General features: G+C 69.2%; 15 protein-coding genes. 7 read left to right on the top strand and 8 right to left on the bottom strand.

Annotated elements, in window-relative coordinates; translation table 11 throughout:
* The first annotated feature begins 369 nt into the window (after nt 1–369).
* Complete coding sequence (locus ACIBCN_RS12410; RefSeq protein WP_396991589.1) at nt 370–3429, top strand: AfsR/SARP family transcriptional regulator; 3060 nt, start codon at nt 370–372, stop codon at nt 3427–3429.
* A 39-nt stretch (nt 3430–3468) separates the two neighbouring features.
* Here ACIBCN_RS12410 and ACIBCN_RS12405 read toward each other — a convergent pair whose 3' ends face one another.
* Nucleotides 3469–3960, bottom strand: a complete 492-nt coding sequence (locus ACIBCN_RS12405) for an inorganic diphosphatase (protein WP_396991588.1) — start codon at nt 3958–3960, stop codon at nt 3469–3471.
* A gap of 157 nt (nt 3961–4117) precedes the next feature.
* Between ACIBCN_RS12405 and ACIBCN_RS12400 the strand changes: the two genes are divergently transcribed.
* The 4 genes from ACIBCN_RS12400 (at nt 4118) to hpt (ending at nt 8543) form a co-directional block, all read left to right on the top strand.
* The gene (locus ACIBCN_RS12400) at nt 4118–5572 is read left to right on the top strand and encodes a D-alanyl-D-alanine carboxypeptidase/D-alanyl-D-alanine-endopeptidase (protein WP_396991587.1); all 1455 of its coding nucleotides are present in this window, start codon (nt 4118–4120) and stop codon (nt 5570–5572) included.
* 13 nt (nt 5573–5585) lie between these two features.
* Entirely contained in the window at nt 5586–6716 is a 1131-nt protein-coding gene (locus ACIBCN_RS12395) for a zinc-dependent metalloprotease (RefSeq protein ID WP_396991586.1), read from the top strand.
* A gap of 140 nt (nt 6717–6856) precedes the next feature.
* The gene (gene tilS, locus ACIBCN_RS12390) at nt 6857–7873 is read left to right on the top strand and encodes a tRNA lysidine(34) synthetase TilS (protein WP_396991585.1); all 1017 of its coding nucleotides are present in this window, start codon (nt 6857–6859) and stop codon (nt 7871–7873) included.
* Between the two features lie 118 nt (nt 7874–7991).
* Complete coding sequence (hpt, locus tag ACIBCN_RS12385; RefSeq protein ID WP_396991891.1) at nt 7992–8543, top strand: hypoxanthine phosphoribosyltransferase; 552 nt, start codon at nt 7992–7994, stop codon at nt 8541–8543.
* Here hpt and ACIBCN_RS12380 read toward each other — a convergent pair.
* From ACIBCN_RS12380 to ACIBCN_RS12370, 3 genes are read right to left on the bottom strand one after another with little or no spacing between them, the layout of a single operon-like run.
* Nucleotides 8540–9259: a cyclase family protein gene (locus tag ACIBCN_RS12380; RefSeq protein ID WP_396991584.1), complete on the bottom strand. Its 720-nt coding sequence runs from the start codon at nt 9257–9259 to the stop codon at nt 8540–8542. The genes hpt and ACIBCN_RS12380 overlap by 4 nt on opposite strands.
* Nucleotides 9256–11844, bottom strand: coding sequence for a serine/threonine-protein kinase (locus ACIBCN_RS12375; protein ID WP_396991583.1), 2589 nt, complete (start codon nt 11842–11844; stop codon nt 9256–9258). The genes ACIBCN_RS12380 and ACIBCN_RS12375 overlap by 4 nt, the downstream gene beginning before the upstream one ends.
* On the bottom strand, nt 11841–14345 hold the full coding sequence (locus ACIBCN_RS12370) for a serine/threonine-protein kinase (RefSeq protein ID WP_396991582.1): 2505 nt from the start codon (nt 14343–14345) through the stop codon (nt 11841–11843). Before ACIBCN_RS12370 ends, ACIBCN_RS12375 begins: the two co-directional genes overlap by 4 nt.
* A 182-nt stretch (nt 14346–14527) precedes the next feature.
* On the opposite strand from ACIBCN_RS12370, the gene ACIBCN_RS12365 reads away from it, so the two are divergent.
* Nucleotides 14528–16090 (top strand): amidase, encoded by a 1563-nt coding sequence (locus tag ACIBCN_RS12365; RefSeq protein WP_396991581.1) that lies wholly within the window; start codon nt 14528–14530, stop codon nt 16088–16090.
* On the opposite strand, the gene ACIBCN_RS12360 is transcribed toward ACIBCN_RS12365, so the two are convergent.
* From ACIBCN_RS12360 to ACIBCN_RS12350, 3 genes are all read right to left on the bottom strand, one after another.
* The gene (locus ACIBCN_RS12360; protein ID WP_357379769.1) at nt 16091–16984 is read right to left on the bottom strand and encodes a LysR substrate-binding domain-containing protein; all 894 of its coding nucleotides are present in this window, start codon (nt 16982–16984) and stop codon (nt 16091–16093) included.
* 438 nt (nt 16985–17422) lie between these two features.
* Nucleotides 17423–18238 (bottom strand): SDR family oxidoreductase, encoded by an 816-nt coding sequence (locus ACIBCN_RS12355; protein ID WP_396991890.1) that lies wholly within the window; start codon nt 18236–18238, stop codon nt 17423–17425.
* Between the two features lie 92 nt (nt 18239–18330).
* Complete coding sequence (locus ACIBCN_RS12350) at nt 18331–19953, bottom strand: aldehyde dehydrogenase family protein (protein WP_396991580.1); 1623 nt, start codon at nt 19951–19953, stop codon at nt 18331–18333.
* 181 nt (nt 19954–20134) lie between these two features.
* On the opposite strand from ACIBCN_RS12350, the gene ACIBCN_RS12345 reads away from it, so the two are divergent.
* Nucleotides 20135–21439: a PucR family transcriptional regulator gene (locus ACIBCN_RS12345; RefSeq protein ID WP_396991579.1), complete on the top strand. Its 1305-nt coding sequence runs from the start codon at nt 20135–20137 to the stop codon at nt 21437–21439.
* A 12-nt stretch (nt 21440–21451) separates the two neighbouring features.
* Here the strand turns inward: ACIBCN_RS12345 and ACIBCN_RS12340 are convergent, their stop codons facing one another.
* Nucleotides 21452–21715 (bottom strand): DUF2277 family protein, encoded by a 264-nt coding sequence (locus ACIBCN_RS12340; RefSeq protein WP_396991578.1) that lies wholly within the window; start codon nt 21713–21715, stop codon nt 21452–21454.
* Nucleotides 21716–21759 lie beyond the last annotated feature (44 nt).

The raw sequence follows: 21759 nt of genomic DNA, 5'->3' as shown, positions 1-21759 counted from the left end.
GTGGGGCTAGCACCACCATGCGCCCGAATCGGCTACGCACTCCGCCTCCGACGGCTGTCCGTCGAGTACCGGTGGCGACCGCGGCGAGTGCGTGCAAACATACGGTGACCGGGATCTGTACATCGACTACGGATCTCAGCTGTCGAAAAGGGACATCCGGCCGAGTCGGATGTCCCTTTTCGCGGCCCATACCAGCGCCGGGTCAGTAAGCCGTCACGAAAGCCTCACGAAACCATTGGTTGGATGTCTGCACGATGACGTCTGATCAGCGTTGGCTCATCGGTGACTTCACCCGGGCACGGTTGCCGGAAACGTCGGACGATTGTTTACGTTCGATGTTGAACGATCGACGGTCAGAGAGAGGACCGAATGCTGAAGTTCGCGGTACTCGGCGAGGTGCGTGCGTGGCGCGACGAGCTGGAGCTCGATCTCGGCTCCAAACAGCGCCGAGCCTTGCTGGCGGCGCTGTTGCTGCGCAGCGGACGTTCGGCGACCGTGCCGGAACTCATCGACGGAGTCTGGGGCGAGCATCCGACGCAGAGCGCGATCGGCGCGCTGCGCAACCACATCCTGCATCTGCGAAGGGCGCTCGAGCCGGACCGCGCGTCCGGCGCGCCCGCCACGGTGCTCGTCGGGTTCGGCGGCGGCTACGCGCTGCGGCTGCCGCCCGGCGCGGTCGATGTGGAGATGGTCGAGGAGATGCTGGTCGAGGTGCAGCCGGACCGGATCGGCACGGAGCCCGCACAGGCGATCGAGCTGGTCCGCGATCGGCTCGATGCCGCGCTGCGGTTCTGGTCGGGCACGCCGCTGTCCGGGCTGCCCGGCCCCTACGCGGATCGGCAGCGCACCCAGCTGATCGAGCGGCGGGTCGCGCTGCTGGAACAGCGAATCGACCTCGACCTGCGCCTCGGCCGCTATCCGGAGGTGATCGCCGAGCTGACGCCGCTGTGCGGCGAACACCCGATGCGCGAGCAGCTGCGCGGCCTGCTGATGACCGCGCTGTACCACGCGGGCAGGCAGGCCGAAGCGCTCGCGGTGTACGCCGACACCCGCAAGGTGCTCATCGAACGGCTCGGCATCGAGCCGGGACAGCAGCTCGCCGAACTGCATCAGCGCATTCTGCGGGCGGATCTGCTTGCGCCACAACGGGATACCGACGGCGCGGCGGTCATCGTGCGACCGCCGCGCCGCACGGTAGGGCGGGTCGCGCAGCTGCCCGCCGACGTCGTCGACTTCACCGGCCGTGCCGATACGGCCCGGCAGGTCAGTGAATGGCTCACCCGCGCAGACGGTTTCGCGGTGCCGGTGTGCGTGATCGGCGGCATGGGCGGTATCGGCAAGAGCGCGCTCGCGGTGCACGTCGGGCACCGCGTCCGGGACCGGTTTCCGGACGGCCAGCTGCATGTCGATATGCACGGCTTCGCGCAGGCCCGTGGTCGCGGCCCCGGCTATCGATCCGGCACCCCGGCCGCCGACACACTCGGTGACTTCCTGCGCGCCTTGGGCATTCCGGAGGGCGAGATCGCGCCGACGCTGGCCGAACGCTCGGCCCAGTTCCGCAGCTTTCTCGACGGCAAGCGGGTGCTCGTCGTGCTGGACAACGCGCGTGACAGCGACCAGGTCACCCCGCTGATCCCCGGCACGCCCGGCTCGGCGGTGCTGATCACCAGCCGCTCGTCCATGCCCGAATTACCCTGCGTGGTAGGCGTTCTCGGGGTGCGCCTCGACGTGCTGTCCCGGGTCGAGGCGCGCACGCTGCTCGCCGGGATAGCGGGTCCGCGGCGCGTCACCGCCGAGCCCGTCGCGGTGGCCAGCGTGCTCGCCGCGTGCGGCGGGCTACCGCTCGCCGTCCGGATCGTCGGCGCGCGGCTGGCGGCCAGGCCGAACTGGAGCATCAGCAGCCTGGCCGAACGGCTGGACGACGAGAAGCAGCGGCTCGGCACCCTGCGCAGCGGCGACGTCGCGGTCGAGGCGGCCTTGCGGCTCAGCTACGACCAGCTCGATTGTGCTCAGGCCAGGGCCTTTCGGATGCTGGCCGTGCCGGAGGTCGCGGAGATCTGCCTCGACGGCGCGGCCGCGATACTCGGCTCGGATCGGATGCTGGTCGAGGAACTCTGTGAGTCGCTCGTCGACCTGAACCTGATGGAGACCAGCGCGCCCGGGCGCTACACCTATCACGATCTGCTCCGGCTGTTCGCGCGCGAACTGCACCAGGGCCCCGACGTCGCCGAGCCGATGTCCGCCGTGCTGATCCGCCTGCTCGACTTCTACCTGTCCACCATGAAAAACCTGATGGCGGTGTGCAATCCGGGGTCGCGACTACCGGAACACCTGGCGCCCACCGCATCCGCCGGGCTGTCCTTCACCGACAGCATCGCCGCGCAACACTGGCTGGACGTCGAGCGACCGAACCTGATCTCGCTGTACGAACAGGTCGCCGGGGCCGGTGGTGCCGCGCTCCCGCTGGCCGCCGATATCGCCTGGGCCACCGCGGAATTGATCGACGGCGGGCCGCACTGCCAGGAGCTGTCGCGGGCGCTGGACAAGCTGCTCGACGCGGGCCTGCGGGCCGGCGACCGCCGGGTCGAATGCCGGATCAGGGTGACCCTTGGCACGATCTACAGTTACTCGCTCGGCACGCTGCGCCAGGGCCGGGATCACGTGCGCATCGCACTATCCCTTCCGGCGGCCTCGGCGAGTGACGTGCGACTGACCGCGTTCGCCGGCCAGCTCCTCGCCTCGTCCACCAGGATGGGCTCGGAGACGGCGGCCTCGATCGCGCACGCCGAACGGGCGATCCGGATGGCAAGGCGGGTCGAGGATCCCGCGGTCGAATGCGCCAGCCTGGTGCACATGGCCAAAACCCTGTCGGACGCGGGGAGATACCCCGAATCCCAGGAGCGGGCGACCGAGGCGAAGACCCTGGCGGCCAAGATCGGGAACGCCGGGCTGGAGGCGATGGCGACGCACGAGCTCGGCGCGAGCCGCGGGTATCAGGGCGACCATCGGCACGCGATCGAGCTGTGCCGCGAGTCGGTCCGGCTGGCCCGGCTGAGCGGGGTGGAATTGCGCGAAGGCTGGGCGCTGGCCCGGCTGGCACACGTGTACATGATGGCCGGGCAGCTCACCCAGGCCGAACCGATCGCCGACGCGGCCGTCCGGATGCTCAACCGCGCGATCGGTCCGCTGTCGCGGGCGCGGGTGCTCGTGCTGCACGGGCTTATCCTGCAGGCGGTCGGCCGGACCCACCAGGCCTATTGCGTATACCGTTCGGCGGCAGAGGCTTTCGCGCTGATGGCGGACGCGCACTTCACCCACGAACGGCTCGACGGGGAGGTGGAGGCGCCGATCCTCGCGCTGCTCGGCGAGCACCTCGACCAGGTGATCGCCGAACGCAATCAGCGCCGCGCCGCCACCGGCTCGGCGTAAGCGGGAAGCCTGGACAGACTCCCCGCCCGCTCGACCGGCTCAGTGGCCGCCGTTGTCCTTCAGCCGCTGGATCGAGGCGGTCACCTCGGCCTCGGCCTCGGTGCGGCCGACCCACTCCGAGCCCTTGACGAACTTGCCCGGCTCGAGATCCTTGTACCGCTCGAAGAAGTGCTTGATCGCGGCCAGCTCGAACTCGGGCACATCCTTCAGGTCCTGGATGTGCTCCCAGCGCGGATCGCCGGCCGGCACGCACAGCACCTTGTCGTCGCCGCCTGCCTCGTCGACCATCTTGTACATCGCGACCGGACGCACCTCGATGAGGCAGCCGGGGAACACCGACTCGGGCAGCAGGACCAGCGCGTCCAGCGGGTCACCGTCCTCGCCGAGGGTGTTCTCGATGTAGCCGTAGTCGGCGGGGTAGACCATGGAGGTGTAGAGGTGCCGGTCGAGCCGGACCCGTCCGGACTCGTGATCGACCTCGTACTTGTTCCGAGAGCCCTTGGGGATCTCGATGGTGACGTCGAACTCCACGCCATCTCCTTCGGTGCATCTATGAGCTGAGCAGTCACGACTGCCGACTCGCCAGGTTGTTCGGGGGAACGGTTGCGCAACGAGGATAGTGTGGTCGGCGGGGACATGGGTGCGGCAGGCGGCTGCTGCGGAAATCAGTCGAGGAGAGCTGCGGGCTGTGGTTGGTAAGAACATCGGTGGCTTGGCTGCCCGGCGGCGCCGCAATATCTGGATCGGACTCGGCGTCACGCTCGCCGTCGTCCTGGCGGCGGGTGGTGGCGTAGCGCTCACGGTCAAACCGTGGACCGACGAATTCCGGCACGGCGGGCTGACTATCGCCGCGCCGCCCGCACCGGTCCGCCCGTACCCACAGGTCGCCCCGGCTCCCTCGAACGCGCCCGCGCCGAGCCCGGCCGGTATCGCAGCCGCGCTCGCGCCCGTCCTCGGCAACCCCGATCTCGGGGCGTTCGCCGGACAGGTCACCGACGCCGACAGCGCGACGGTGCTGTGGAGCGGTGACCCGACCCGGCCGATGATCCCGTCGTCGACCGCGAAGATCCTGACCACGGCCGCCGCGCTGCTCACGCTGCCGGACAACCATCGGCTGATCACCAAGGTGGTGGCGGGTACGGCGCCGAACGAGCTGGTGCTGGTCGGCGGCGGCGATCCGACGCTCACTGCCGAGCCGGAAGGCAAGGGCTACTACCCGAACGCCGCGCGGGTGTCCGATCTGGTGAGCCAGATCAAGAACTCGGGCCGGGCCGTCGACACGATCGTGGTCGACACCTCGGCCTACCCCGGGCCGAGCATGGCGAAGGGCTGGGACCCGGTCGACATCCACGACGGCTCGATCGCGCCGATGGAGTCGGTGATGATCGACGGCGGCAGGCTGCAGCCGCTGGTCGAGTACTCGCCGCGCACCCCGACGCCCGCGCTGGACGCCGGGCGCAGGCTGGCCACCGACCTCGGGCTCGATCCGGCCCGGGTGCGGATCGGCACCGCGTCGCCCGGCGCCGCCGAGGTGGCGAGCGTGCAGTCGGCGCCGCTGCGGGACCGGCTGCGCGACATGATGGTCTACTCCGACAACATTCTCGCCGAGGCGGTCGGGCGCGAGATCTCCGTCGCGAACGGTGGCGAGGCCTCGTTCGCGGGCGCGGTCGACGCGGTGCGCACCGCGCTCGGCAAGGCGGGCTTCGACCTGACCGGCTTGGACATGCAGGACAACAGCGGACTGTCGGTGGACGACCGCATTCCGGCCAAGCTGCTCGATCGGGTGATCGCGACCGCGGCCAAGCCGAACGCCGCGACCGCCGTCCAGCCGGCCGGTACCAAGGCCCGGCCCGAAAACGACCGGCTCGCATCCACTTTGGCGCCGCTGCTCGACGACCTGCCGATCGCGGGCGCGACCGGCTCGCTGACCAGCCGCTATGTCGAGCGCAACCGGCAGGGCGCGGGGTTCGTCCGGGCCAAGACCGGAACTCTGTCGGTGTCCAGCGCGTTGGTCGGGTATGTGCTCGACGCCGATGGGCGGGTGCTGACCTTCGCGTTGATGTCGAACGATCGACCGCCGGAGGTGAGCAGGCCCGCCTTGGACGCGATCGCGGGCACGCTACGCAACTGTGGATGTTCGTGACGGGTGGTTGACAATGCACGGAGAAAGTTCCGACCCGGCTGATACCGGCACGGGTTCAGTCCTGCCCGCAGGCAACGGGGTGGTCGAGCAGTCCAAGAGCCGATCGGGGTTCTCCGGTGCCGTCGACTGGAAGCTGGCCGCGAAGACCGGCGCGGCCCTGGTGCCGTCCGGGCCGCGGACCTCGCGATTCTCGGCCGAGCAGGTCGTCGCCGAACTGGCCGTCGCTTCCGAACGCGCCGAGGGACCGGTCCGGGAGGTGAGCATGCTGCTCGACGACCAGCCGGTACCCGCCGCCCGGATCGTCGACCGGCCGGGCTGGATCGAGGCGGCCGCCGACTCGATGGGCCAGCTGACCGGCACCGGCGGCGACACCGGCGAGCGCGGGCTGCTGCAAGGCAAACCGGCCGGTGTGCAGGCGGGCGCGATGCTTGCCTTCCTGTCCACGGCGATCCTCGGTCAGTACGACCCGTTCACCGGGCCGGACGGCACGCTGCTGCTGGTCGCGCCGAACATCATGGCGGTGGAGCGCGCGCTCGGCGTCTCGCCGAGCGACTTCCGGCTCTGGGTCTGCCTGCACGAGGTGACGCACCGGGTGCAGTTCTCCTCCGCACCCTGGCTGGCCGATTACATGCGGGCCAATGTCGAGGTGCTCGGCGAGGTCGGCGACGAACCGCTCAACGAGATGCTGTCCAGGCTGCTCGAGGAGGTGCGGGATCGTCGCCGCGGCGATCGTCCCGACGACCCCGCCGCTCGCGGCATGGTCGGTCTGCTGCGGGCCACCCAGGCCGCGCCGCAGCGCGAGGCGCTCGACCGATTGCTGATGCTCGGCACGTTGCTGGAAGGGCACGCCGATCACGTGATGGACGCCGTCGGCCCCGCCGTTGTGCCGTCGGTCGAGCAGATCCGCTCCGCGTTCGATCAGCGCCGCAAGCGCCCGACCAACCCGCTGCAGCGCATCATGCGCGCCCTGCTCGGGGTGGACGCGAAGGTCGCGCAGTACGTCCGGGGCAAGGCATTCGTCGACGACGTCGTAGGCCGAGTAGGCATGGAACGCTTCAACACCATCTGGACCAACGCCGAAACCCTGCCCCGCACAGACGAAATCGAACGCCCCGAACTCTGGGTCGCCCGGGTCTTGGGCTAGCCCGAGAAATCGAGGCGAGTCAAAAGGTCGCTGTTCGAGATCTTTTGACGACCATATGACTCACGCCGGCGGGCGGTTCTCTCGCTCCGCGGCTGGGTCGCCCGGCGGAGGGGTGGGGGTGCGGTCGGTACGCTCCGGATATGGGTTCGCGTGGACCAGTGGCTGAGCCGCGTCGGTTGCCGGAGACGGCCGCCGTGCTCGAGGTGCGATGCGCGGTGCGGGACTGGGCTGTCGCGTACGCGCCGGGTGGCGATGCCGCGACAGCGGTCGCGCTGTCCGGTGGGGCGGATTCGCTGGCGCTCACGGCCGCGGCCGTTGTCGAGCTGGGAGCGGTCGATGCCTTAGTCGTCGATCATCAATTGCAGGCTGGCTCCGATGTGGTCGCGAACGACGCCGTAGCGGCGGCGCTGGCCCTCGGTTGCCGCTCGGCCCGGGTGATCCCGGTCCAGGTCGACGGCGACGGCGGGCTGGAGGCGGCGGCGCGGCGAGCCCGATACGCGGCGTTGGACGAGGCGCGCGGCGGGCTGCCGGTGCTGCTCGGGCACACCCTCGATGATCAGGCGGAAACCGTATTACTCGGGTTGGCGCGCGGGTCGGGCGGGCGGTCCATTCACGGGATGGCCGCATGGGCAGCGCCGTGGGGCAGGCCGCTGCTCGGCGTGCGGCGGGCGGTGACCCGGCAGTTGTGCGCGGACGTGGACGTGCCGCCGTACGAGGACCCGCACAACACATCACCCGAGTTCACCAGGGTTCGGCTGCGCACCGAGGTGCTGCCGCTGCTGGAGGACGTGCTCGGCGGCGGGGTCGCAGGCGCACTCGCGCGGACGGCCGAACAGTTGCGCGAGGACGGTGCGGTGCTCGACGCGCTCGCGGGTGAGCTGCTGCACACCGCGAGTGATGGCGCGACGCTCTCGATCGAGACGCTCGCCACTGCGCCCGCCGCGTTGCGCCGCCGGGCGATCCGGTCCTGGCTGCTCGCGGGCGGGGCGAAAGCGCTGACCGGCAAGCATTTACACGCGGTCGACGAGCTCATCACCGATTGGCGCGGGCAGGGCGGTGTCGCGGTCGGCGGCGGCCTGCCGGGTAGCAGGTTGGTCGCGGGGCGCGAACATGGCAGGCTGACACTGCGGCGTGAGCGTCAGGCCCGAAGGCGGTAGCGCAGCGTGACCACGCAGGGCCAGGGAACGCCGCCAGTGTTACTGCGTCGGCGCAGCGGCTGATGACACATAATGGATCGGCCGTCCGGGAGCGAAAACCATGAAGGGAACAGCTGACGTGTACGGGGACGACATCGCGTCTGTTCTGATCACCCAGGAAGAGATCGCCGCCAAAACGAACGAGCTGGCCGAGCTCATCGCCAAGCGCTATCCCGCCGACGCCCCCGAGGGGGATCTGCTGCTGGTCGGCGTGCTCAAGGGCGCGATCTTCTTCATGACCGACCTGGCCAAGGCGTTGTCGATCCCGACCCAGATGGAGTTCATGGCCGTCTCGTCGTACGGGTCGTCCACCTCGTCCTCCGGCGTGGTCCGCATCATGAAGGACCTGGACAAGGACATTGCCGGGCGCAATGTGCTGATCGTCGAGGACATCATCGACTCGGGGCTGACGCTGTCCTGGCTCAAGCGCAACCTATCCACCCGCAATCCGGCCTCGCTCGAGGTGGTCACCTTGCTGCGCAAGCCGGACGCGCTACGCACCCACGTCGACGTCGCGCACGTCGGCTTCGATATCCCGAACGAATTCGTCGTCGGCTACGGCCTCGACTACGCGGAGCGCTACCGCGACCTGCCCTACATCGGTACCCTGCACCCGAAGGTTTACTCCTAGCGGTCCGGCAGGATGCCGAAAATCGTTGCGGGGGAGCCGGAACCGCTGCGATACAGCGGCCCGCCGACCAGGACCCACGCGCCCGTCGCCGGGATCGCGGCCAGGTTGGCCAGGCATTCCAGACTGATCCGATGCTCGCCGTAGAGCCGGGTGGAGACGGCGTAGGTGTCGTCGGTGCCCAGGTCGGGGCCGAAGGTGTCGATGCCGAGCGCGCCGCGATGGCCGAGCCTGCCGGTGCGTAGCAGCCATTCGATCGTCTCGACCGCGAAACCCGGCTGGTGGTCGGCGAATTCGGCGGTGCCGATGAACTCCGGGGTACCCCACTTGGTGTCCCAGCCCGTCCAGGCGATCACGGCCGCGCCGTTCGGGATGCGTCCGTGCCGTCCCTCCCACTGCTTCAGATCGGCCACGGTGATCGCGTAGTCGCGGTCCCGGGCGCACGGCTCCCGGACGTCGATCTTCACCGCGGGCAGCAGCAAGTCGTCCAGGTCGAGCTGGTCCGCGCCGAGCCCGTCGGCGTGGAAGTGAATCGGTGCGCCCCAATGGGTTCCGGTGTGTTCGCCCTGCTGGATATAACGCAGGTAGTAGCCGTCGTTGGCGACCGTCGCGACGATATCGGTACGGAACTCGGGATCGTCCGGATACAGCGGCGTGGTGGCCGGATCGTGCACATGTGACAGGTTCACCAGCCGCCCGAGCGGGCGCGGCGAGGTCATCGCTTCCGCTGCGGGATGGCCCGCGCGAGCGCGAGCAGGTCGGCCTCTAGCCAGCGGAACAACCGGTAGGTAACCACGAAAGCCAGAATGCCACCCACGCTCAGCAAGCGCACCGGAACGATCACCAACTCCAGATCCCCGGCGTCGACGAAGGTCGCGCCTGCCACCCCGAGCAGCGGCACCGACGCCGCGACGCCGAGGTAGAAGTTGCCGCGCCGGGCCAGATTTCGCAGCTGGCGCTCGTCGCCGGGCCCGATCCCGCCGCGCACCAGCAACTGTGGGTACACCGAGCGGACCGCGTAGACCATGATCGGGAAGAACGGATAGGCCAGCGCGATGGCCGCGCAAACCACCTGTGCCGCAAAGAAATGCAAAAAGGTTTTCGGTGGCAGGTCGACACCGGTGAAAGCTAAGCCGAGCGGCCAGATCACACCCGCCGCCAGCCAGAAGCCGAAGGGCACCAATACCGCCCAGTCGCCCATCAGCAAGGTGTCGCGGCGCGCCTTCGCCAGCGTGCGCGCGGAATACTCACGGCCGCGGGCCAAGCGGAAGCCGATGGTCAGCGGCCTGCGGGTGAGGAAGATCAGCAGCAGCGCCGCGACCGGGAAGGCGATCAGGTTGTTGACCAATCCGACGGTGGCGAACTTGTGCTGGTCGGCCGCCGACATCCGATCGATGATCAGTGACTGGTTCAGCTGGATGTTGTACCAGCTCGCGAGCACGTTCGGCACGCCGATGCACAAGGCCGCGAACGGGATCAGCCAGCCGCGAGCGCGGTGGGCCAGGCTGGATGGCGGCGGATCGGCCAGGTTGCGCGCGTGGGCGTCGAGGCACAGGTCGAGCTGCCCGGCCAGCTCGGCGCCGTTGCGCCAGCGCCGTTTCGGGTCGGCGTGCAGGCAGTCCAGCAGCACGCGGCACAGGGCGTCCGGTGTGTCGGCGGGCAGTTGGGACCGGGTGGCCGCGGTGACCCCGGCCCGGCGTACGTCGAGCATGCGCGCGTAGGACTCGGCCGGAGACTCGCCTGCTCGTGGGACATCCTCGAACGCGCTTGCGCCCGTGAGCATTTCCCACAGCAACACACCCAGCGAGTAGATGTCGCTGCGCGTGCCCGGCGCGGGCACCGTCGGATCGATGAGTCGGGCCAGCTGCTCGGGTGACTGGTACGGCAGCGGATCATCCACGTGCGAAGCCGGATTCACGGCGGGCTGGCGGGCACCCGACTCGCTCAACGCGAAATCGGCCAGCTTCGGAATACCCTCGGCGGTGAACAGCACGTTAGCGGGTTTGATGTCGTGATGCAGCACCCCGTGGTGCTCCGCGTAATCCAGCGCGTCGGCCAGCCGCCTGCCCATCCAGGCCACCGTCTCCGGCCAGCTCAACGCCCCGATCTCGGCCCGCACACTCGAATCCGTCTGCCGGATCTCGCCTTTCGCCTCCATCGCCGCGTCGATCGCGCGCAGCAGCAGCGCGCCACCGTCGGACTCCGGGCCGGTGCGTCGCTGATCGAGCACACCGAGCGCGGTGCCACCGGGCAGGTACTGCATGTAGACGAGGCGAGGCGCGGCCGCACCGAACAGGGAGCGGTCGGTGCCGCTGTCTCGTGCGACGCGTCCACCGGGCGAGGCCAGCGGGTCCATTCGGGTAGGTCGCGGGAAATCCGTGCTGCGGCCGCGCGGGGCGGCGACCGTCGCGTCATCGGCCTGGTTCAGCGGATTACCGCTGACCACAATGGAATCGGCGTCGGCCGGACTGGCGACCGTAGCGTCGTCGGCCGCTGACGTGCGCGGGCGGTCAGGCTCGGTGGGGTCGTCTGGGCGTAAGCGTGGCACGCTGTGGAAGCCCGGTGACTTCGAGCGGGGGTCCGGTCGATCATCGGTGTCGCGGACGGAATCGTCTGTCGCCCAGTCCAACGGGTCATCGCCGTCATGGCCGGGGCCGGTACTCAGCAGTCGCTGGTCGAAGACGCGAACGATGTGCGCGTGATCGAGCTGCGCCATGGTGCGCGGTGCGCTGGCCCGGCCCGCCGAAAGACGCACCGCGACAAGGCGTTGCATGGAGCGCTGCCTGGCCAGGAAGACCCGGCCGAGCACGCCGGTGCCGAGGTCGGTGATCAGGTCGAAGTCGTCGATCTGCCGGCCGGGGGCCAGATCGGCCAGTGCGGCAATGGCTTCGGTCGACTCCGCCGCGCCGAAGTTGTCGGCGCTGTCATCGAGGTCGAAGGCGGCGAGGCGTTCGCGTACCTCGCGAGCGAGTTCCGGGTATTCGGTGAGGAATTCCTCGATGGCAAGCGGTGCGTGGCGGCGCCGCGCCAGGAACTCCTCGCAGAGCAGGTCGGCCAGCGCGGGGCTGTGCTCGACCTCCGGAAATTCCTTGCGGTACTCGGCAATTCGCTTGCCGAGGTCGGCGTCCCTGGCCCAGCGCTCGCGCAAGTCGATGCGCAGCAGATCGGCGAGCACCGCGAGGCGCACCTGGCTGCCGTCGGGCACGTAATCCGCGATCAGCGGCGGCGCGAACGGATCAGCACGCAGGCTGGTTTGCCAATCGGCGGCGAACCGGGCGACGGCGTCGGCGCGCGACGAGCTCACCCGCGTGTCTCCGGCGCGACGACCCGCTCCAGCGCCCGCAGATCGGCCTCCAGCGCACGGAACAGCAGGTAAGAGCCGACGAACGCGACGATGCCGCCCGCGCACAGCACCCGGACCGCGAAGATCACCATCGGGATATCGGCCGGCGGCAGGAAGGTCACCCCCGCCACCGCGAGCAACGGCACCGACGCCGCGACCGCCAGATATCCGTTGCACCGGCGATCGAGCCCGCGCAGCCAGATCGCGTCCTCCGGGCTGATGTCGCCGTGCCGCAGGAACAGCGGATAGATGCAGCGCACCAGGTAGAAGGTCAGCAGGAAGAACGGATACGCCACCGCGATGGCGCCGCACACCACCAGCGACGCGAGGAAGTGCACGATCGCCCGCGCGGGCAGCTCGCCGGTCACCAACTGCAGCGTGAGCGGGAAGGTGATGCCGGACAGCACCCACAGCGAAAACGCCACGGCCACCGCGCGATCCCCGAGCAGCAGCGCGTCGCGTCTGGCATTGCGCAGGGTCTCCGGGTCATAGCGTCGTCCCTTGCGCAGCCCGCGCGGCACCGTCAGCAGTGACCGGGACATGTACACCACGATCGCGATGCCTGCGGGAAAGAACACCCCGTTCACCACGCCGGTGATCACCACGAAGCTGTGCTGAGCCTGCTCGGTCAGCCTGCTGATGATCAAATGCTGGTTGTGCTGGATGTTGTACAGCGACGCAAGCACATTCGGCAGCCCGACCGAGAGCAGCGTGACCAGCACCAGCCACGGCCGCAGCCGCAGCCGCCAGCTGTCCGGCGCGGGATCGACGAGCTCACGCGCCCGCGCGTCCAGGCACAACTCGAACTGCCGCGCCAGCACCGACCCGTTCGCCCACCGCTTGGTGCGCTCCGGCGCCAGGCAGCTGAGCAGCACCCGGCGCAGCGCCGCCGGGCAATCGGCCGGAACCTGTTCCAGCGCGGCCGCGTCCACCCCGCCGCTGCGCCGCTCCAGCATGGCCTCCAGCGTGGTGTCATCGCCGGGGTTGTCGGCGCCCGCGGTGCTGTCGTCGAACGGCTTGGCCCCGGTGAGCAATTCCCACAGCACCACCCCGAGCGAATAGATGTCGGCGCGGGTATCCAGATCCGCCGCGCTGCGGCCGAATCCGGGATGGCAGGCCTCCAGCTGCTCCGGCGACATGTACGCCAGCGAGCCGCCGAAATAGGCCACCGGACTGGTGTCCTGCACGTTGCGGCTGAAGCTGATGTTGAAGTCGGCGAGCTTGGGCACCGCTTCGGCGGTCAGCAGCACATTGGCCGGCTTCACGTCGCGGTGCAGCACGCCGTGCGCCGAGGCGTAGTCGAGCGCCTCGGCCAGCCTGCGACCGAGCCACGCCACCGTCTCCGGCCAGCTGAGCGCGGCGATCTCGGCGCGCACGCTGGAATCCGTCGGCCGGATCTCGCCCTTCTCCTCCATCGCCGCGTCGACGGCGTCGAGCAGCAGCTGCCCACTGCGTTCGGCGGGCGGGGTGGCGCGCACCCAGCGCAGCACGCCGAGCAGCGTGCCACCGGGCAGGAACTGCATGTAGAGCAGCCGCAGCCGGCGCGCCGGACCGGCGTCGTCGAGTAGGCGCTGGTCGAAGACGCGCACGATGTAGTCGTGGTCGAGCTGGGCCAGCGTCTGCGGCTCGGTGCCGTGATCGGTGGAGATCTTCACCGCGACCAGCCGCTGCAGCGACCGCTGCCTGGCCAGGAAGACGCGGGCGAACGCGCCGCTGCCCAACCCGGTCAACAGGTCGAAATCATCGATCCGCTGGCCGATTTCGATGCGGTCGAGCGCGTCGAGCCGACCCGGCCCGGTGCCGATCGTGGTGGGAATGGCTGTCGCCGTTCCCGTCAGATCAGTAGTGGTGGCTCGCGTCACTTCTGAACCACGAGTCGACTCGGTGGTTCGGTTCAATTCGTTATCGACGAAGGCGGCCCTGGTGCGCGCGAGCGCGGTCAACGTGGAATCTCGCAGTGCCGCCCGCCGGGTGCTCTGATCGACATCGTCGGCGTTCAGCAGTGCGCGCAGTTCGGTCGCCTGGTGCGGATATTCGCGCAGACATTCGCGCGGATCCACCCGCTCGCCGCTGTGCCTGCGGATGACGAACTCCTCGTACACCAGACCGGCCGGGATACTTCCGGGCTGAAGTTCAGGAAACTCGGCGCAGTATTCGACGAGCCGTTTGCGGGTCGCTTGCTGCTCGGGCCGGCTCGTCCCGAGCACGGTCCTGCGCAACCAGCGATGTCGCAGGTCGACGCGGATCAGCTCGAGCAGCGCCTCGGTGCGCAGCGTGTGCGCGTCCGGGAGGTACTCGGCGATCTCGGGCGGGCGGCGGCCGGATTCGTCGGCGGCGTCTTCCCACGCGGCGGAGAAGGCGGCCACGGCGTTGAATTCGGCGGGCGGCGGGGGTTTGCCGAAACCAGGGCTCGCATCGAAACCTGCGGCGGAATCGGAACTTCTATCGGAATTGGCAATCATTCTCGGACCTAGTGGCTTCGGCGGACACCGAAGAATCCGCACTGGTCGGTCGGTGGATGTAGGAGGAGAAATTCCCGCCACACCCGACGCCATCGTCCCCCGAGCAGTATTCGGAATGATAACTTGCGGCTTGAGAGCGATCACCCGAATTCGACAACGATGCGACGGGGGACGACCAGCACATGCAGATCAAGGCCACAGCGGTGGCGGACGCTTCGGCGAAAACCGAAACCTCCGGCACCGAGACAGCCGCGCAGACGCCGACCAAGCGCTCGGCGGTCGCGCAAGTTACTCAGAAAAAGTCCACTGTCGCGCAGTCCCCGCCGACCCGATCGGGAGTCGAGGCAAGCGCGCCCGCTCAAGATAGTCCGCTGGGCGCGAACGACCAAATCCCGTCCGACCGGGACTCCTCGCGCGGCCCGGCCTCGGCCATCGCGGCGGGCGTGCGGGACGGTTCGCTGTCCGCGACGGAGGTGGTCGAGACCACCTTGGCCAGGATCGTCGCCGAACACCGGAACACCAATGCCTTCAGCGTCATCCGCACCGAGAAGGCCAGATCCGAGGCGGCGTCGCTGGAGCAGCGCGCCGATCTGGACGTGCTGCCGCTGGCCGGGGTGCCGGTCGCGATCAAACACAACATCGCGGTGACCGGCGAGACGATGCGGTCCGGCTCGGCGGCCACCGACGCCCGTCCGGTCGCCGACGATCACGCGATCGTGCGCAGGCTGCGCGCCGCGGGCGCGGTGATCGTCGGGCTCACCACCGTGCCGGAACTCGGGCTGTGGGGCACCACCGACACCCCCGAGCGGATCACCAGCAATCCATGGAATGTCGCGCGCAGCTCGGGCGGCTCGTCCGGCGGCTCGGCCGCGGCGGTCGCCGCCGGGCTGGTGCCGATCGCGCACGGCAACGACGGACTCGGGTCGATTCGCGTTCCAGCGGCCTGCTGCGGGGTGTACGGCATCAAGCCGGGCCGCTACACGGTGCCCGCGGAGATCGGCGCCGACTCCTGGTCGGGCATGTTCGAAAACGGTGTGCTCGCAACGACAGTCGGCGATGCCGCGCTCGCGCTATCGGTGCTGGCCGCCCGGCCGGACCTAGCCGAGGTGGAGCCGCCGGGCCGACTACGCATCGGTCTAGCCGTGGCTCCGCCGTACCGCTGCTTCCCGGTCGACCGGCACTGGACCAATGCCGCCCGCACCGCGGCCTCGTTCGCCGCTGCGGCAGGCCACCTGGTCGAGCCGACTACGTTGCCCTATGGCGACGCGCTGGTGTCGATCTTCTTGCGCTGGTTGACCGTTGGTTCCCGGGACGCCGCCGCGCTACCCCAGCCCGAGCGCCTGCAACCGCGCACCCGCCGCCACCTGGCACTCGGCCGCGTGGTGCAGCGACTACGCCTGGTTCGACCGGCCCAGATAGACCGGGTCGAGGCGCGACTGCTCGAATACTTCGAACGCTACGACGTGGTGATCACGCCCACGCTCGCCTGCCCGCCGCCCAAGGCGCGGGCCTGGCACCATCGCGGCTGGCTGGCCAATGTGCTTGCCACCACGCGGTTTTCCCCCTTCACCCCGCTGTGGAACCTGGTCGGCTGGCCCGCCGCGTCCATCCCGATGGGCATGCATCCCGATGTCGGGACGCCGGTGGCCGCTCAGCTCGCCGGCCCGCCGGGGAGCGAATCCACCCTGCTGCGGTTGTCCGCGCAACTGGAATCGCTGCACCCCTGGCGGCGCACCATCAACTGATCAGGCGCTGATGGCGGGTTGCGGCTGCTGCACCGAGAACCCGCCATCCACTGCGCGCCCGGCGAATTCGAGGATGGTCGGGCGGGTGTCGTCGGCCCGCCACGCGACGGCGAGCTCGCACGGTGCGAGGCCGGCCACCGGCCGCGCGGTGAGGCCGGGCCAGCGGTACATCGGCACATTGTTCTCGGCGAGCAGGCAGACACCGAGTCCGAGGCTCACGGCCTCCAGCTTGTCCTCTGGGGTCGCCGCCTCGGCGCCGATCTTCGGCTGGCGTCCGTTGCGGGCGTCGTTGCCGAGCCAGAAGTCGCGCACCGCACCGGCTTCGGTGGGCAGCGCGATGAACGGCTCATCGAGCAGGTCGGTGAACTCGATGATCTCCCGATCGGCCAGCGGGTGGTTCTCCGGGAGCAGCACCCAGCGTGGCTCGGTGCGCAGCACCTGCCAGCGGTAGCGGTTCGGGTCGGGCAGCGGCAGCCACACCAGCGACAGGTCCGCCTGCCGACCGGACAGGCCGCTGGACGGGTCGGTCCACGAGGCCGCGTGCAGCGCGAGTCGGTGGCCGCTCGCGCTTTCCAGGTCGTTGAGCAGACCGCGGCCGAGCGCGGACTGGATGCCGACGCGCAGCACCTCGCCCGCCTCCTGCAGCGAGACGTTGGTGACCTCCCACAGCTCCAGGATCTTGCGGGCGCCCTCCAGGAGTTCCTTGCCTGCCACGGTCAGCGCGACGCTGCGCTGGTTGCGGTCGAACAGCACCACGTCGAGCTGGCGTTCCAGCTGCCGGATCTGACGCGACAGGGTGGGTTGAGCGATGTGCAGCCGCTGGGCGGCATTGGTGAAGTGCAGTTCCTCAGCGACGGCGACGAAATACCGCAGGTCGCGCAAATGCGGGTCCATAGCCCCTTGCTATCAGAATCAGTCCTGAATTTCCAGCCTTATCAGGCCAGAAAGTTCGGATACGGGTACCAAAACGTTCTACAGGTTTGTTAGAGACAGCATATTGCTTGTGATGGTGTGACGCACCATCGACTCCGCGAATCCTCGGCATGCGACCGCCGGATCGGCTGGTCTAATGCAGTTGGGCACGTGACCAGCAACGATGTTTGCCGCCGGGCGCTCGCGAGGGTCAGAACTGGCGGTCTTTTCGATTGCCGATAGTCCGCTGCGCACCCGCTTATGGCCGACCTGCGGTCATTTGCCCCCTCTATAGTGATTTTCATCACATTTTAGTTTGTATTGCTGTTTGGATCGCTTCCCGGACGCTCGCTGGACACGCAGAAGGGCGCCGCGGCCGGGACGAATCCCCGACCGCGGCGCCCGCCGCGAGCTGTCGATCTAGACGCTCCGCGCCCGATCCTCATACGCCTTCCGCTTGTCCACATCGACGTCGTCGAGGAACGCGTGGCCCGCGCCGAGCGCCCTGGCGATGCCGTCGCCGACCACGTCCGGCAGCAATCCGACCACCTGCGAGATGATGCCCGCCACCGCGGTCACCCTGACCTTCGACTTCGGCGCGACGATCAGCCCGGCGATCGCGGCGGCGATCTCCTCCGGCTCGGCGGGCCGCAGCAGCTTCGGCGCGGTGACGCCCGCGCCGAGCTCGGTGTTGGTCAGCGTCGGCAGCACCGAGGAGAACCGGACGCCGGAATCCCGGTACTCCTCGCGCAGGGTGTCGGTGAACCCGAGCACCGCGTGCTTGCTCGCGTTGTAGGTAGCCAGGCCCGGGATGTGCGTCTCGCCGGCCAGCGAGGCAATGTTGATGACGTGGCCGCTCTCGCGCGGCAGCATCCGGGCCAGGCCGAGCTTGGAGCCGAGGATTACACCGTAGACATTGATGTCGAGGATGCGCCGGGTGATCTGGTCCGGCTCGTCGACCAGCTTGCCGGTCGGCATGATGCCCGCGTTGTTGACCAGCACGTCGATCGGGCCGACGGTGCGCTCGACCTCGTCGAGGAAGCTCTCGAACGAGGCGGGATCGGTGACGTCGAGGCGGCCGTACAGCTCGAAGCCGCGGGCGGTGCCAGACTCCTTGACGGTGGCCTCGTCGATATCGCCGATCGCGATCTTGGCGCCGAGCGCCTGCAGTGCGGTGGCGGTAGCCAGGCCGATGCCGCGGGCGCCGCCGGTGATCACGACGACCTTGCCGCGAATCTTCGAAGTAGCAGCGTTGGATTGGCGCCGCTCGCGGGGCCCTCCGTGGTTACGCTCCGCTGCCGCCTCCGGGCCCGATGCTCGCGACGCGTTCACTTGTTGTCTCCCTTGAGCTTCAGAACGGCGGGCAGGTCGATGCGGCGCAGGCCGCGGGCACCGGCGGCGCGCATGGCGCCGAGTGCGAAGAGCAGCTTCGGCATCGAGTACGGGTACCAGAACAGCTCTTTGTCCTGGGTCGGCAGGATCGGTGCGGTGATCGCCTGCTGGCGGCAGTACTTGCGGACGCCGTTGGCGCCGCCCCAGCGCGCGCCGACACCGGACTGGCCCCAGCCACCCATCGGCAGCGCGAAGTTGAACAGGTTGCTGAAGACGTCGTTGATGTTCACCGCGCCCGCGTTGAGCTGCCTGCCGACGCGCTCGCCTCGGTCCTTGTCGCCGGTCCACACCGAAGCGGACAGGCCGTAGATCGAATCGTTGGCCAGCCGAACGGCTTCCGCCTCGTCGGCCACCTTCATCACCGGCAGGGTCGGGCCGAAGGTCTCCTCGGTGATGCAGGACATGGTGTGGTCGACGTCGACGAGCACGGTCGGCTCGAACGCGGTGCCGAACCCGGCCCGCTTGCCGCCGGTGAGCACCCGCGCGCCGGCCGCGACCGCCTCGTCGACGTGGCGCGCCACGATGCTGGTCTGGTTCTCGTTGGCCAGCGCGCCGACGTCGTGCTTGGACTCGCGGCCGTCGATGCCCTGGCGCAGCGCCTTGACGTTGGCGGTCAGCTTGGCCACGAACTCGTCGTAGACCGGCGCCTCGACGTACACCCGCTCGACCGAGATGCACACCTGGCCGGAGTTGAACATGCCGCCGAACGCGATGCCGTGCGCGGCCCGATCCAGGTCGGCGTCGGCGAGCACGATGGCCGGGTCCTTGCCGCCGAGTTCCAGGCTGTACGGGACCATCCGCTCGGCGCAGGCCACGGCGATCTTGCGGCCGGTCGCGGTCGAGCCGGTGAACTGGACGTAGTCGGCGTTCTGGACGACGGCGCCGCCGGTCGCGCCCGCGCCGGTGACCACCGCGAAGACCGGTGGTGCGCCGATTTCGGCCCAGCCCCTTGCCATTTCGAGCGCCGACAGCGGCGTCACCTCGGACGGTTTGAGGAGCACCGCGGCGCCGGCGGCCAGCGCGGGGAACACGTCCAGCGCGGGCATGGCGAGCGGGAAGTTCCACGGGGTGATCACGCCGACGACCGGATACGGCTTGTACACGGTGGTCAGCTTTTTCACCCTGGCCAGCGGGCTGTGCGGGGACGGGTGATCGTCGGCGAGGAACTTGGCGGCGCGGCGCGCGTAGTAACCGATCAGATCGGTCGCGAACGCCGGATCGATGAGCGAGTCGACGCGCGGCTTGCCCGTTTCGGACTGCACCACGTCGGCGAGGGTGTCGGTGTTGTCGATCAGCCAGTCCTGGAACTTCAGCAGCCATTCCTTGCGGCCGTTCGGGCCGATGGCCTCCCACTCCGGCTGGAACAGTCGCAGCTCGCGGACGGTGGCCGCGACCTCGTCCGCGCTCACCACGGGCACCGTGCCGACGAGCTCGCCGGTGCCGGGATTGCGCACCTCGATGACGGTGGGGGCGTCGGCCACCGGCGCCACCTTCTTCGCGGTCGTCTTCCGTGCCGGTGCCTTCTTTGCCGCGGCGGGCGCTGGGTCGGTATTGGTCACGCTGTTCTCCCACTGAACTGATCGATGGCGTTGACGTCGGCTACGCCGGAGGGTCGTCCGCGATGCACGCGCGGAGTAGGCCGCTGAACTATGATGGTGGCACAATGTGAGGGGAGATTCTTGGCTCAGTTTGTCAATCGAGCCGTCAGAATTTGTGCTCAGAGAACAAATCGGAGGCGCTGTGACTGCCGCATCACCGGACCGTGTCGGGCCCAACAGTGAAGTGGTCCGCGACTGGCTGGCGGAGTACGTCTACGAGACGATGCGGACCGAGACGCTCGAGCAGATCGTGGACCGGCTCGACAGCGCGATCATCGCCAGCGTTCCCGAGCTCGCCGACCGTGACGTGCGCCGCGACCTCGCCGCGAGCACCCGCGCCCACGCCAGGGTGATGCTGAGCGGAATCACCAGCGACACTTTCGATTTCACCCTGCCCGCCGAGGCGCACGCGTTCGCGCGCACGCTGGCCCGGCGCGGCTTCGAACTGCGCATGCTGCTGCGGACCTATCACGTCGGCATGGAGGCGGTGCTCGACTACATGACCGAGGCCATCGATCAGCGGCAGGCGCCGCAGGAGATCGAGCGGGCGGTGCTGCTGCGGATGTTCGAGCGGGCGACGAAGTGGGTCAGCATGTCGGTCGAACTGCTCACCGACACCTACATGGAGGAGCGCGAACGGGTACTGCGGGCCGCGCTCAACCGGCGCACCGAGACCGTGCGTGCGCTGCTGGCCGGTGACGAGCTCGACCTGGACCAGGCCTCGGCCCGGCTCGGCTATCGACTCACCCAGCGCCACCTCGCCTTCGTGTTGTGGACCGACGAGAGCGAATCCGGCAGCGGCGACGGCGAAGTCGCCGGTGTGCTCGAACGGGTCGCGACCCGAGTGGCGGCCGGGCTCGGCACCGGCCGGGTGCTCACCGTCGCGTCCGGGTCGAGCGGCATGTGGGCGTGGGCCGGGCTGGATGACCTATCCGGTGCCGACGCGGCACGCATCGAGCAGCAGCCCGGCGCGCTGGAACGCATCGCCGCCGGACTGGTCGAAGCCCCGGTCCGGATTGCCTTCGGCGTGCCCGCCGGGCAGGTCGCCGGCTTCCGGCAGAGTCATCGGGAGGCGGTGGCCGCCAGGCAGGTGGCCGAGCGTGGGCCGGTGCCGACGGCACGGGTCATCGGTTATCGCGAGGTGGAGATCGCCTACCTGGCCGGTGCCGACGACGCGGCGATGCGCGGCCTGATCGGCCGGGAATTGCGCACGCTGTCCGGATCGGACCCGAACGCGGCGCGGCTGCGCGGGACGCTGCACGCCTATCTGAAAAGTCATCGCAGCCCCGAGGCCACGGCGAAACTGCTTGGGGTGCACAAGAACACGGTCCGCTACCGGATCCAGCGGATCGAGGAACTGCTCGGCCATCCGATCGAGCAGCGCAGCCTGCCGCTGGAGGTCGCGCTGGCCTGCGTCGCCGCCTACGGGGTGGCCGCGCTGCCCTGAATCAGTGCGCGATCAGTCGGTCGTCGCCTCGCCCGCGGCGACGCGGCGCAACGGCGATTCCGTCGGCGCGGCGACCGGGCGATCGGGTAGGTCGGCCAGCAGCTGGGTGGTGGCCGCGGCGATGGCCGTGACGGCCTTGTCGACGGCCACCTTGGTCGTGGAGCTCAGGCCGGACACACCACCGACCGTGCGCACGTACTGCAGTGCGGCAGCATAGATTTCCTGCTCGGTAGGGGCAGGCTCCAGGCCGCGAAGGAGGGTGATGTTACTACTCATGCGAGCACAGTAGCTCTCGAGCACGGTATGCGGCAGGGCAAGAA

Source organism: Nocardia sp. NPDC051052 (genome assembly GCF_044456045.1).
In the GTDB taxonomy this organism is placed as follows: Bacteria; Actinomycetota; Actinomycetes; order Mycobacteriales; family Mycobacteriaceae; genus Nocardia.
This window is presented reverse-complemented; position numbering and strand designations above follow the sequence as displayed.

What these genes read in the sequence shown, in the direction of transcription:
- ACIBCN_RS12410 (WP_396991589.1), top strand. Translation starts at nt 370, where the DNA reads ATGCTGAAGTTCGCGGTACTCGGCGAGGTGCGTGCGTGGCGCGACGAG.
- ACIBCN_RS12395 (WP_396991586.1), top strand. Translation starts at nt 5,586, where the DNA reads ATGCACGGAGAAAGTTCCGACCCGGCTGATACCGGCACGGGTTCAGTC.
- tilS (WP_396991585.1), top strand. Translation starts at nt 6,857, where the DNA reads ATGGGTTCGCGTGGACCAGTGGCTGAGCCGCGTCGGTTGCCGGAGACG.
- ACIBCN_RS12380 (WP_396991584.1), bottom strand. Translation starts at nt 9,259, where the DNA reads ATGACCTCGCCGCGCCCGCTCGGGCGGCTGGTGAACCTGTCACATGTG.
- ACIBCN_RS12370 (WP_396991582.1), bottom strand. Translation starts at nt 14,345, where the DNA reads ATGATTGCCAATTCCGATAGAAGTTCCGATTCCGCCGCAGGTTTCGAT.
- ACIBCN_RS12365 (WP_396991581.1), top strand. Translation starts at nt 14,528, where the DNA reads ATGCAGATCAAGGCCACAGCGGTGGCGGACGCTTCGGCGAAAACCGAA.
- ACIBCN_RS12360 (WP_357379769.1), bottom strand. Translation starts at nt 16,984, where the DNA reads ATGGACCCGCATTTGCGCGACCTGCGGTATTTCGTCGCCGTCGCTGAG.
- ACIBCN_RS12340 (WP_396991578.1), bottom strand. Translation starts at nt 21,715, where the DNA reads ATGAGTAGTAACATCACCCTCCTTCGCGGCCTGGAGCCTGCCCCTACC.